This is a genomic window from Aquirufa beregesia (assembly GCF_011090385.1).
Classification (GTDB): Bacteria; Bacteroidota; Bacteroidia; order Cytophagales; family Spirosomataceae; genus Aquirufa; species Aquirufa beregesia.
In genome coordinates this window covers 662,368-674,388 of the sequence record NZ_SEWW01000001.1, presented here as the reverse complement: position 1 = coordinate 674,388, position 12,021 = coordinate 662,368, and the positions used below count along the sequence as shown (strand labels likewise).

The 12,021-nt window shown below is 37.4% G+C and carries 12 protein-coding genes; 9 read left to right on the top strand and 3 right to left on the bottom strand.

Translation table 11 applies throughout. The annotated features are described in order from the left end of the window. Positions 1-35: 35 nt before the first annotated feature. Positions 36-647: a Maf family protein gene (locus tag EWU23_RS02960; RefSeq protein WP_166228634.1), complete on the top strand. Its 612-nt coding sequence runs from the start codon at positions 36-38 to the stop codon at positions 645-647. A gap of 7 nt (positions 648-654) precedes the next feature. Here EWU23_RS02960 and EWU23_RS02955 read toward each other — a convergent pair whose 3' ends face one another. Then, positions 655-981, bottom strand: a complete 327-nt coding sequence (locus EWU23_RS02955) for a HesB/IscA family protein (RefSeq protein WP_166228632.1) — start codon at positions 979-981, stop codon at positions 655-657. Positions 982-1,126: 145 nt separating this feature from the next. Here EWU23_RS02955 and sufC point away from each other — a divergent pair, with 145 nt between their 5' ends. The 6 genes from sufC to EWU23_RS02925 are packed head-to-tail and all read left to right on the top strand — an operon-like array spanning position 1,127 to position 5,601. Continuing rightward, the gene (gene sufC, locus EWU23_RS02950; RefSeq protein WP_166228630.1) at positions 1,127-1,879 is read left to right on the top strand and encodes a Fe-S cluster assembly ATPase SufC; all 753 of its coding nucleotides are present in this window, start codon (positions 1,127-1,129) and stop codon (positions 1,877-1,879) included. 3 nt (positions 1,880-1,882) lie between these two features. Next, positions 1,883-3,157 (top strand): Fe-S cluster assembly protein SufD, encoded by a 1,275-nt coding sequence (sufD, locus tag EWU23_RS02945; RefSeq protein ID WP_166228628.1) that lies wholly within the window; start codon positions 1,883-1,885, stop codon positions 3,155-3,157. Between the two features lie 7 nt (positions 3,158-3,164). Further along, complete coding sequence (locus EWU23_RS02940) at positions 3,165-4,385, top strand: aminotransferase class V-fold PLP-dependent enzyme (protein WP_166228626.1); 1,221 nt, start codon at positions 3,165-3,167, stop codon at positions 4,383-4,385. A 7-nt stretch (positions 4,386-4,392) separates the two neighbouring features. Continuing rightward, entirely contained in the window at positions 4,393-4,812 is a 420-nt protein-coding gene (locus EWU23_RS02935) for a SufE family protein (RefSeq protein WP_166229029.1), read from the top strand. Between the two features lie 3 nt (positions 4,813-4,815). Beyond that, a complete protein-coding gene (locus EWU23_RS02930) occupies positions 4,816-5,154 on the top strand; it encodes an iron-sulfur cluster assembly protein (RefSeq protein WP_166228624.1) in 339 nt (112 codons plus the stop codon). 33 nt (positions 5,155-5,187) lie between these two features. Beyond that, positions 5,188-5,601, top strand: a complete 414-nt coding sequence (locus EWU23_RS02925; RefSeq protein WP_166228622.1) for a BrxA/BrxB family bacilliredoxin — start codon at positions 5,188-5,190, stop codon at positions 5,599-5,601. A 189-nt stretch (positions 5,602-5,790) separates the two neighbouring features. Here EWU23_RS02925 and EWU23_RS02920 read toward each other — a convergent pair whose 3' ends face one another. Then, entirely contained in the window at positions 5,791-8,646 is a 2,856-nt protein-coding gene (locus tag EWU23_RS02920) for a M16 family metallopeptidase (RefSeq protein WP_166228620.1), read from the bottom strand. Positions 8,647-8,743: 97 nt separating this feature from the next. Beyond that, the gene (locus EWU23_RS02915) at positions 8,744-10,147 is read right to left on the bottom strand and encodes a tetratricopeptide repeat protein (protein WP_166228618.1); all 1,404 of its coding nucleotides are present in this window, start codon (positions 10,145-10,147) and stop codon (positions 8,744-8,746) included. 107 nt (positions 10,148-10,254) lie between these two features. On the opposite strand from EWU23_RS02915, the gene EWU23_RS02910 reads away from it, so the two are divergent. Then, positions 10,255-11,202, top strand: a complete 948-nt coding sequence (locus tag EWU23_RS02910) for a Ppx/GppA phosphatase family protein (RefSeq protein WP_166228616.1) — start codon at positions 10,255-10,257, stop codon at positions 11,200-11,202. A 70-nt stretch (positions 11,203-11,272) separates the two neighbouring features. Beyond that, positions 11,273-12,019, top strand: coding sequence for a MotA/TolQ/ExbB proton channel family protein (locus tag EWU23_RS02905; protein WP_109323214.1), 747 nt, complete (start codon positions 11,273-11,275; stop codon positions 12,017-12,019). The last annotated feature ends 2 nt before the right edge of the window (positions 12,020-12,021 follow it).

The window sequence follows — 12,021 nt, the reverse complement described above, 5'->3', positions numbered from 1 at the left end:
GGCCTTAATGAAGCAAAATCATGTATTTTTGAATTATGTCAACTCTACTTTCTCTACAATATCCCCTCATATTAGCGTCAAATTCTCCTCGTCGGAAGGAAATTTTAACGCAAGCAGGATTTGATTTTACGATTTTACCAGCGGATATAGATGAATCCATTGATCCGTCTTGGCAAATTGAAGAGGTTCCTGGGATTTTAGCAGAAAAGAAGGCTCAGGTGTTAGCTATGTCCTGTCCGAGCCAATTAATTTTAGCAGCAGATACGATTGTGGTGGTGGATGGTCAAATATTGAATAAGCCTGCTGACAAACAAGAAGCAAGAGAAATGCTTTTGCAATTATCAGGTAAGGATCATGACGTGTATACGGGTATATCGTTAATAGGCCCAGGTGGAGTCAATACCCAAGTAGATCGAGCTATTGTATCTTTTAGGAGTTTATTGGATTGGGAGATTGATTGGTATGTCAAAGGAGGTTCATCCTTAGATAAAGCCGGCGCCTATGGCGTTCAAGATTTTATTGGTATGGTGGGAATTAGCCGCTTGGAAGGATCTTTTTATACCGTGATGGGCTTACCCATACATCGGGTATATCAGATGATGCAACCCTACATTTTAGAAGGTCGCCAATCTATGTTGCCTTTTTAGATGTTGCTTATATAGAAAAGCTTTCACCACATCCGCACGTACGCGAAGCATTCGGATTTTTGAATTGAAAACCCTTTCCGTTGAGACCATCTGAAAAGTCCAATTCTGTTCCAGCTAGGTATAAGATGGATTTTTTGTCGACCATCACTTTTACCCCTTTGTCTTCGAAAATCATATCGGTACTTTTTGGCTCAGCTGCAAAATCCAATTGATACATTAAACCTGAACATCCACCGCCTTCGACTGCCACACGGATATTATATTCCTCTGTTAAACCTTCTTTAGATCTTAACTCTTTAATTCGGTCGGCTGCTAAATCAGAAATAGTTATCATGAGGATGAATTTTGTATTTGATGCAAAATTAGAAAAAAAATGGAGAATAATCGCTATTGTTTAGAGTGAATCTAAATAAGCTATGGTTTTTCCAAGGTATAGGTTATAATTTTGTGATTCAAAGTAAGAATCAAATACAAACATTATGCTGTCAATTAAAAATTTACATGCTTCTATTGGAGAAAAAGAAATTTTAAGAGGAATAGATTTAGAAGTAAAAGCTGGTGAAGTGCATGCCATCATGGGACCCAATGGTTCAGGTAAATCCACGCTAGCGTCCGTTTTAGCGGGTCGTGAAGATTATGAAGTTACTCAAGGTACAGTACAATTTTTAGGTAAAGACTTGTTGGATTTAGCTCCTGAAGCAAGAGCCGCAGAGGGCATTTTCTTGGCATTTCAATATCCTGTAGAAATTCCAGGGGTATCTACAACCAATTTCCTTAAATCTGCTGTAAACGAAATTCGTAAATACCGGGGAGAGGAACCTATGGATGCGGTTCAGTTTTTGAAGATGTTTAAAGAAAAAATGGCCTATGTTAATATAGATCAATCTCTATTGAGTAGAGCTTTGAACGAAGGTTTTTCAGGAGGAGAGAAGAAGCGCAACGAAATTTTCCAAATGGCAGTTTTGGATCCTAAATTGGCCATTTTGGATGAAACAGATTCTGGATTAGATATTGATGCTTTGCGCATTGTAGCGGAAGGGGTTAATAAATTGAAAAGTCCCAATAACGCCACCATCTTAGTGACTCACTACCAGCGATTATTGGATTATATCGTTCCAGATTATGTTCATGTGCTTTATAAAGGGCGTATTGTGAAATCAGGAACCAAAGAATTGGCTTTGGAATTAGAAGAAAGAGGTTACGATTGGATTAAATCTGAAGTAGATCAATAAGATATGTTATCAGCTGAATTAAGTACTACATTACAAGATATTGCCCAAACCCTAGGTTTAGAATCAGAGCAAGGGAAAGCCTTGAGTCAATTTTTGGACAAAGGTTTCCCTACCTCCAAATGGGAAGAGTGGAAATATACTTCATTGAAAGATTTTAATGGAATTGATCGAAATTGGTTTCCAAAAGGAAATTCAAATTCGCCTATTTCAGCCGATTGGGCAGAATTAATTATTCGTTCATCTAATGCCTACCTATCCATAGATAAGACTAGTTCAAATGATGGAATTGAGGTGTTAAATTTTAATGAATTTATTCAAAAATGCCCTGATTTTCTGGAAATTTGGACCAGTAAAAAACCAATTTTAGATCAAAATTCATTATTTGACCTAAATGTGGCACTTAGTCCACAGCACCCCGTAATTTGGATTAAAAAGGATGTTGAAATTTCGCAAGCCATCTTGCATCAATATCAAGTAAATTCCATAGAAAAAGCTTCTTCTGTTCAATCTAGGCTATTAATTTATGTGGAAGAAGGAGCTAAGGCTACTTTAATTGAGCAACAAACTTCGACTGGTACGGCAGATATTCTATCCAATTTTGTTCAAGAGATATTTGTTTCCAAGGGAGCTCAATTTACTTATTTGAAGGATCAAGATTTTCAACAGGGGGTGAGTCACATTGACCACACCTTTATTTATCAAGCTGAAGGTAGTCAAGTAGATACTTTCACTTTTTCATTGAATGCGTCTTTGATTCGAAATAATTTACATTTTTACATTGAAGGTCCACAGGTGGTTTCCAATTTGAATGGTTTATACGTTCCAGGTGAAAATCAACTAATGGATTCCCACACGGTAGTGGATCACCGCATGCCTCATGCGGAATCCAATGAATTGTATAAAGGGGTGTTGATGGGAAATGCCACGGGGGTATTTAATGGTAAGATTTTTGTTCGTCAGGATGCTCAAAAAACCAACGCTTTTCAATCTTGTCGAAATGTGTTGGCTTCTACTAGAGCCACCATGAATACGAAACCTCAATTGGAAATTTGGGCAGATGATGTAAAGTGTTCGCATGGTACAACCACTGGTCAATTGAATGAAGAGGCCTTGTTTTATATGCGTTCCAGAGGTATTTCTTTACCAGCAGCTAGAACTTTATTGCTATTGGCATTTGTTCAAGAGGTAATCAATAAAGTAGAGCATCCGGTGTTGAGAGAATCTCTTACGGAGAAAATAGTAGCTAAAATTCAACAGTCCGTCGATTTGTCAAATTAGTAGTACCATGGCCAGCATTGAACAAATTCGTTTAGATTTTCCTGTTTTAGACCAACAAGTCAATGGTTCTCCATTGATTTATTTTGATAATGCAGCTACAACTCAAAAGCCGAAGGCGGTTTTAGATGCTTTGAGTAAGTATTATTCTGAAGATAATGCCAATATTCACAGGGGAATACATGCTTTGGCGGAAAGAGCTACAGCGGCATTTGAATTGACTCGTAAAAAAATTCAATCCTTTTTACATGCGGAATCCAGTGATCAAATCATATTTACATCGGGAACAACTGCCAGTATCAATCTAGTAGCTCAGACCTTTGGTAGAGCAAATTTTCAAGCTGGTGATAAAATTCTTGTTTCCAACTTAGAGCATCACTCTAACATTGTCCCTTGGCAAATGATTGCTTTGGAAAAGGGAGCTGAGGTATTGGTTATTCCTGTGCTTGATTCAGGTGTTTTAGATTTGGATGCTTACCGAAAATTATTGCAAGAAAATACGGTAAAGCTCGTAGCGGTAAACCATGTTTCCAATGCCATTGGAACGATTAATCCCATTCAAGAGATGATTGATTTAGCTCATGCTCATGGTGCTAAGATTTTGATTGACGGGGCTCAATCTGTGGCACACATGGAAATGGATGTACAGCGGTATAATATGGACTTTTTTGCCTTTTCTGCACATAAATTATTTGGACCTACAGGTGTAGGAGTGTTATATGGTAAACGCGAGATTTTGGAATCAATGCCACCTTATCAAGGGGGAGGAGAGATGATCAAAGAAGTGAGTTTTTCCGGAACGACGTATAATGAATTACCCTATAAATTTGAAGCAGGCACGCCGAATATTGCTGATGTGATTGCCTTTTCTGCTTCTTTTGATTACTTAAATTCCCTAGAAAAGGGGTTAGTTGAAGAACAAGAAAATGCATTATTAACCTATGCGACCGAACAATTAAGTCAAATTGATGGTTTAAAAATCATTGGTGTGGCCCCCAATAAGATTGCAGTAGTGAGTTTTTTAATTGAAGGAACACATCCACAAGACATTGGTGTTTTATTAGACAAATTTGGCATTGCCATTCGGACGGGGCACCATTGTGCTCAGCCTTTGATGCAGCGATTTGATATACCTGGAACTTGTCGAGCTTCATTCTCGTTCTACAATACCAAGGAGGAAATTGACCGTTTTGTTACTTGTTTGAAACGAGTAGTTACAATGTTATTATAATATGGCTTTGAGTATAAACGATACACAAGAAGAATTGATTGAGGAGTTTGGTCTATTTGACGACTGGGCTGATAAGTATGAATATTTGATCGATCTAGGTAAGAAATTACCCGGATTGTCGGATGAATTTAAGACTGAGGAAAACGTTATTAAAGGTTGCCAGAGCAGAGTTTGGCTTCATGCATTTATGCAAGATGGAAAATTGATTTTTCAAGCAGATTCTGAAGCAGTGATTGTAAAAGGATTGATCAGTATGTTGATTCGCGTTTTATCTGGGCATAGTCCAGCCGATATTATGAAAGCCGATTTATATTTCATCGATCGCATAGGAATGAGTCAGCATTTAGCTCAGACTAGATCCAATGGTTTATTGTCCATGGTAAAACAAATGAAAAATTATGCACTTGCTTATTCTTCAAAAGCTTAAGATATGGAAAATACGACACCAAGCTCAGTGTTAACTGAGGCAGATTTAAAGGAAAAGGTTGTACAGGCCATTAAAACAGTGTATGACCCAGAGATCCCTGTGGATGTTTATGAATTAGGCCTTATTTATGAAATTAAGATTTTCCCCATTAATAATGTATATGTATTAATGACCTTGACATCTCCTTCCTGCCCCTCAGCTGAAAGTATCCCTGTGGACATCGAAAAGGCAATTCGCGAAATAGAAGGAGTGGCTGAGGTTTCCGTAGAATTAACCTTTGATCCACCATATTCTCAAGATATGATGTCGGAAGTTGCCAAATTAGAACTTGGTTTTATGTAATAAATTATCACATTCAAATTTAAATAGATTAATATGTATCCAGAACATTTAGTACATCCTATGAGGATGGATATCGTTGAGGGTGGATTTCAAGAATTGAAACAAGCCTCAGAAGTAGAAGAAGTATTAGCTAAACCAGGAACCACTTTATTGTTTATCAATTCAGTTTGTGGTTGTTCTGCTCGTACAGCTCGTCCAGGCGTTAAAGAGGCAGTAGCAGCCTCTAGTAAAAAACCAGATACCTTAGTGACTGTTTTTGCAGGCGTAGATCAAGAAGCAACGCAAAAAGCTAGAGAATATACATTGCCTTATCCTCCATCATCACCATCCATTGCATTATTTAAAGATGGCGAGTTGGTTCACTTTGTTGAGCGTCATCATATTGAAGGTCGCTCTGCCGAATTGATTTCAGCTCATTTGGAAGGGGTATTTGAGGAGTTCTGTTAGTAGGGTTATTTGCCCTTGATGAAGCCGCAGCATAGGTGAGCCGCAGCATTGCTGCGGCTTTTGATTTGGTTGAGCCGTAGTTATTACTATGGCTTTTTGTTTGATTGAGCCGCAGCATTGCTGCGGCTTTTGATTTGGTTGAGCCGTAGCTATACTGCGGCTTTTGATTTGGTAGAGCCGTAGCTATGCCTACGGTTTTGGTGCTCCACCTACAGCACCTGTATTACTTGGGGTGTTTTCAGTCTTAGCTGCCTTTTTCTTGGCTGCTCCTTCATAATCACCTGCTTTAATCAAAGACATTTTCAGTAAGTCCAGTGTTTTACGCGTTGCTTGTAAAATTTGATCTGACGTCAATGCATTGACTTTTTTATCTAATTCTTCTGAGAATTTTAAACTACGATTCAAAAATAAATTATTGTTCAGGGCATTACTTAAAGAATTATCTTGAGAGCGTGCCACTTGTCTACCTTGTAACCAAGATTTTTTTGCCTCCTCAATTTCTTTTTCTGTATATCCCTCTTTTAATACTTTTTCAACTTCTTCTTTGAAGGCAGCTTCTAATTTGGCTAAATTCTCTGGAGCATAGATAGCGTAGGTTAAGAAACTACCAGCTTTATCAATAGGGTGGGCACTAAATTGAGAACCAACACCATATGATAAACCTTCTTTTTGACGAATTCTTCCCATTAAACGATTGGCAAGACCTGGACTTCCACCTAAAATATAATTACTGATCTCCATAGCTGCATAATCTGGATCGGTATCAGATATTTTTAAAGGTTGATAAGCAACAAAAAATGCATTTGCCTTATCAGGAGTTTCGATGGATTTAATAACTGGTTTTACATCCGCCACGATTTCTGGAATTCTAGTATATGGCTTTGAAGATTTCCAATTTGAAAATTCAGTTTTAATCACATCTTTCACTTCATTTTCATCAAAATCCCCAACTGCAGAAAAAGTAGCAGAACTTGCTCCGTAAAAATTCTTGTAGAAAAATACCGCATCTTCTAATTTAGCGGAACCATATAAAGCTGTTTGCTCGGCTAAAGTTGGATTATAGCGGACATCATTTTTGGCATAATGTCCTGTTCTCACTTGGTTCAAAGCCTCAATGGCCTTTGCTTGTGGATCACTTTTTTGAGCATCGATTTGAGTTAAATTTTCTTGTTTTAATTTCTCAAATTCATCCGCAGGGAATATCGGTGTTTTAAGTGCTTCTGCCACTAATTTTAATGCAGGAACTAGGTTTTCTCGTGTAGTTTCAACGGAAACGTTGGCTTGAGTAGCGCCTCCAGTGATAGAAACTCGGGCTTTTAATTTATCTAATTCATCTTGGAATTGTTGGCGAGTATGTTTTGATGTTCCTTTAGTTAACATATCGGCAGCTAAATCTGCAGCAGTAGCAGTACCTAATAAGGACTTTTCGTCACCAAATCTCATGGTCATTCGAGCATAAACTGAGCTTCCTCTTGTTTTCTTAGCTAATAAAGCAACTTTGACAGAACCGATAGTTTCCTTTTTAGTTCGAGAATCAATATTACTTGGAGATGGATCAAAAGCCTCCCCCTCTGCCACCGCAGCTCTACCTTTGAAATCTTTTAATATATCTTCCACTTCTTTTGCATCAGGAATTTCAGCACGATCTGGTTTTTCCGTTGGATAGAAAATACCTGAAGTACGATTGGATGCTTTAAAATACTTTTGCGCAACTCGTTGAACATCTTCAGCCGTAATTTTCTCCACTAAATTTCTCGTTTGAAACAATAAACGCCAATCTCCTTGAGCAATGTATTCGGATAAACCAACTCCAACCCGTTGCGCATTGTTTAGCAGTAATTCAATGTTTTTAATGTTTTTTAATTTAATACGATCTACATCTGCTTGGGTAGGTGGTGTTTTGGCAAATTGTTCTATGGTCTCCAACATAATGGTGCGTACCGAATCTGCCGATTTATCTTTAGGTACTTCTGCACCAAAATAAACCAAACCAGGCTCTTTTAATTGGAAACTATATCCAAATTGAGATGCCGCCTTTTTGGTATCGATCAAAGCTTTGTATAGTCGACCCGATGGAGCGTCTGTCAATAAATCAACAAAAACATCACAAGCAATATAATCAGGGTGCAAGCCAGAAGGGATGTGGTAGGCCGCACCTACGGCTTGAACATCACCTACACGACGAAGTGTAACCTGACGCTCACCGTCTTGAGTGGGTTCCGCAGTAAAGGTTTTGGTTAATACTCGTTCAGGTTTTGAGATTACTCCAAATTTTTGATTGATCAAATTCAAGGTTTTTACCGGATCAAATTTTCCTGCTACTAATAATACAGCATTGTCTGGCTGGTAATATTTTTTGTAATAAGCCTGTAAATTCCCAATAGGAACTTTTTCAATATCAGACCGAGCACCAATGGTAGAATTACCATAATTGTGCCATAAGAAAGCCGTAGAAACAATTCTGTCACTTAACACAGAACCTGGGTCATTTTCACCCATTTCAAATTCATTTCGAACCACCGTCATTTCTGTTTCCAACTCGCTTTTGGCAATTCTAGAATTGATCATTCGATCAGCTTCCATGTCCAATGCCCAATCTAAATTTTCATCTGTAGAGGCAAATGTTTCAAAATAATTCGTCCGATCTAACCAAGTGGTCCCATTAAACTGAGCGCCATGATCCGTGATTTCTTTTGCCACATCTTTATGTTTTTCCTTGGTACCCTTAAATACCATATGTTCCAATAAGTGAGACATACCCGTTTCACCATAACCCTCATGGCGAGAACCCACCAAATAGGTGATGTTTACCGTGATGGTTTGTTTGGATGGATCAGGAAATAATAAAACTTTCAAACCATTCCCTAAGCGATATTCCGTGATTCCCTCCGCAGAAGTAATTTTCTCAGGAATACTTAAGGAACTAGTTTTGGCCGAAACAGAAGTAGATTTTGGCGCAGAAGATACTGTTTTTGATTTTTGTTGAGCTTGTACGCCGCTAATACCAATGACATACAAGAGTGCAATGAGAATTGTTCTTTTCATAAAAATTAGGGTTGGAAATAATAAGTATGGAAAATGCCAAAATATTGAGAAATATTCTAGCAATTAAGTATAAATGGTTTCAAAACTACATGTAAGGTTATTTCTTATACTGCTGTATCAGTTTAAAAATAGCCTTTTGAGTTTCTAAATTGGGGAAAAATTCAAATATGACTTCATGTTTATCATAATCCAAAAGAAGTCCAGATTCTAGAAAATGAAAGGCATCCTTGAATTGACCAGCTTTAATTAAATATACGGCAGAACGGTAATATAATTCGGCTTCTTCAGGCAGTTCATCAATGGCGGAAAGCATAATGTCTGCAGATTTCTCATAATCCTCTAATTCAAAATGCAATTGGGCCCATTTTATCCAAGTAGGGGCGAAAAAGGAGTCTAATTCAATGGATTTTTGATATGCTTCATCAGCTGAAAGCGTATTGCCTAAATAGGCTTCAACATCAGCTAATCCCGTCCAATATAGAGGATTAGTCTCATTCAGCTTGAGTGATTTCTTTAGAAAATGAAGAGCTTCAAACCATTTATCTAATTCTGTTAAACATACGGCCAAACCATAATAACCTTCATCCCACAATGGATCGATTTTAATAGCTTCTTTATAGAATTCAATGGCCTCATTGAATTTCTTTTGTCGCTCTAGGCTAGCACCTAAGCAACAATACAATTCGGGATTAGGCTCATCGTATTTTAAACATTGACGGTAATTTTCTTCTGCCAGCACATAATCTTGTAAGTTCATGTGCGTATTCCCCAAATTGAATAAGGAAGAACCAAAAGTGGGCTCAATTGCCAAGGAATACTCATATGAATCAATCGCTTTTTCATATTGCTTGAGCTTCGAATAGGCGATACCTAAATTGTACCAAGCCGTATAAGAAAAAGGATCTTCATCAATGAATTGCTTATAAAAAGGAATACTTTCTTCAATTTTCCCTATATCATCCAAGGAATTGGCTAATTCCACTAAAGCATTTTCATTCTCTGGATTGATCTCCAAGGCCTTTTTGAACATATCGACTGCTTCTCTTGGCTTAGACCAAGCATGATATGTTAAACCCAATCTAAAATATACTTCGTCTTTTTCTTCAGCTATTTCCAATGCGGCTAGAAATACTTCTACGGCTGCTTCATGGTGTTGCATTTGACTGAGCAATGAACCTTTCACCAACATTATTTCTAAATCAGTAGGGAATAATAAAATGGCATTTTCAATTAATTCCATTCCTTCTTCAGGCTTTTGCATATCACCCAGAATCTGCGCTTTTAATGAAATTAATTCTAAAGTATATGGAAAATGGGTCAAACCTAAATCACAAGCTTTTAATGCTTCTTCGAATTTGGCGTGAACAAAATAGTGCTCTGCGATTTGTTCCAAAGTCTCGACATCAAAAAATGAATTTTCATGCTGATAAATCATTTTTTCGAAACGCTGAACAGAAGATTGCAAATCTTCCTTGTTTTCATCATAGTTTGGATCCAGCATAAATTTTTGTTGAGATGGAGGAAGCGAACGTTTCCTCTAAAATAAAGAAAATAATTCAGGACTTTAACCTCAATTGGGATTAATTTTGTTCCAAAATAGAAATAAATATGATGCCTCGTGCGATTATAGACTTAGGTACGAATACGTTCCAATTATTGATTGCACAAAAGCAGGAATCTGACGGAAGAATGATTGTTTTAGCTCACGAACAAAGACCTGTTTCTTTGGGTAAGGGAGCTATGGAAACCAACATCTTACAAGATGATGCGATGGAGAGAGCTCTCCAAACATTGAAGGAGTTTAAGCAGATGGCCAATTTTTATCAATGTGCAGATAATCAGATTGTTGCCTTAGGTACTAGTATCATTAGGCGTGCCAAAAATACACCTCAATTCATGGCTAAGGTCCAACATGAATTAGGTATCCAAGTGGAAATCATTTCCGGAATTCGGGAAGCAGAATTAATTTATCAAGGTATTCGATCTTCTTTACCTAATCCTTGGAATGCAATTAGTTTAGTCATGGATATTGGAGGGGGAAGTGTTGAGTTTATTTTATTTCAAGGGAATCAAGTGCTAGGGAAAATTAGTCTAGAAATTGGGGGGCTGCAATTACAATCATTATTTCATGTTCAAGGAGAGTATCATCAGAGTATCGATGAGCCAATAATAGCTTTTATTCAACAGGCTTTAGAACCCTTAGATCGGATATGTCAACATAATAAGCCCCGCGTTTTGATTGGTGCTGCTGGAGCATTTGAAACCCTTTGGGACTTAGAAATGGCTCAATTGGGGAAGAGAAAGATACCACTTGATCGTTCTTATCCATTGTCAATCAATCAATTTCATCAAAATAAGGAATTGATTGATCGCATATCCTATGCTGAAAGAGTCAATTTGCCAGGTATGAAAATGTTTCGAGCCAGTATAATACCCTATGCCAATGCCTTAATTTCTCAAGTATTACAACGATACGACATACCTGAAATGTGGATTTCTACGTTTAGCTTAAAAGAAGGATATTGGTTTTTTATGCAATCTCAGACGGATAAATAGGACTAGAGATTTTGAAAAAAAAATCGTAAACTTGTAAACAATTGTAAACCTTATTTAAGACTTATCTTTTATGGCTTTATCGCTAGCTTCTATTCTACTTCAAGCAGGTTCGACTCTCGATTCAGTGTCCGCTGCAGTTTCCGATTCCATTGTCAATGCACAGCCCGTTCAGCAAGCTACTAAGGTAGTGGAAGAGTTTTCTGTACTTGATCTATTAGGAAAAGGGGGATATGTGATGTATCCTATCGGATTCTTATTTGCAGGAGCTGTATTCTTGTTCATTGAGCGTTATTTGTACATTCGCAAAACGGCCAAGTTGGATGAGAATTTCTTGCATACCATTAACGACATGCTGGTGAATGGTAATGTACAAGGAGCGATTACTTATTGCAAAACCTCTCAATATCCTATTGCCAAATTATTGGAGAAAGGTTTAAGTCGATTAGGTTCCCCCATTAGAGATATAGAAACAGCCATTGAAAATAAAGCCAAAGTGGAGATTTATAATATGGAGAAGAATTTAGGAATCTTGAGTGCTATCGCTCGTATTGCTCCTATGTTTGGTTTCCTTGGTACAGTTACTGGTATGATTCGTACGTTTCATAATATTTCTATTTCTAATAAAATTGATATTTCAACCATTGCTGGGGGTATTTATGAAAAAATGGTCACCTCTGCTTCAGGTTTAATTGTAGGTATTATTGCCTATGTGTTGTATACGCTTTTAATGACCATGATAGATCGTACGATCAATAAAATGGAAATTACAGCCATTGATTTCTTAGATATCCTTCATAAACCAGCCAATAAAGTTTAAGA

Coding starts and splice junctions, on each gene's coding strand:
- EWU23_RS02925 (WP_166228622.1), top strand. CDS start 5,188: ATGTATCCAGAACATTTAGTACATCCTATGAGGATGGATATCGTTGAG.
- EWU23_RS02905 (WP_109323214.1), top strand. CDS start 11,273: ATGGCTTTATCGCTAGCTTCTATTCTACTTCAAGCAGGTTCGACTCTC.
- EWU23_RS02915 (WP_166228618.1), bottom strand. CDS start 10,147: ATGCTGGATCCAAACTATGATGAAAACAAGGAAGATTTGCAATCTTCT.
- EWU23_RS02930 (WP_166228624.1), top strand. CDS start 4,816: ATGGAAAATACGACACCAAGCTCAGTGTTAACTGAGGCAGATTTAAAG.
- sufD (WP_166228628.1), top strand. CDS start 1,883: ATGTTATCAGCTGAATTAAGTACTACATTACAAGATATTGCCCAAACC.
- EWU23_RS02910 (WP_166228616.1), top strand. CDS start 10,255: ATGATGCCTCGTGCGATTATAGACTTAGGTACGAATACGTTCCAATTA.
- sufC (WP_166228630.1), top strand. CDS start 1,127: ATGCTGTCAATTAAAAATTTACATGCTTCTATTGGAGAAAAAGAAATT.
- EWU23_RS02920 (WP_166228620.1), bottom strand. CDS start 8,646: ATGAAAAGAACAATTCTCATTGCACTCTTGTATGTCATTGGTATTAGC.
- EWU23_RS02960 (WP_166228634.1), top strand. CDS start 36: ATGTCAACTCTACTTTCTCTACAATATCCCCTCATATTAGCGTCAAAT.
- EWU23_RS02955 (WP_166228632.1), bottom strand. CDS start 981: ATGATAACTATTTCTGATTTAGCAGCCGACCGAATTAAAGAGTTAAGA.
- EWU23_RS02940 (WP_166228626.1), top strand. CDS start 3,165: ATGGCCAGCATTGAACAAATTCGTTTAGATTTTCCTGTTTTAGACCAA.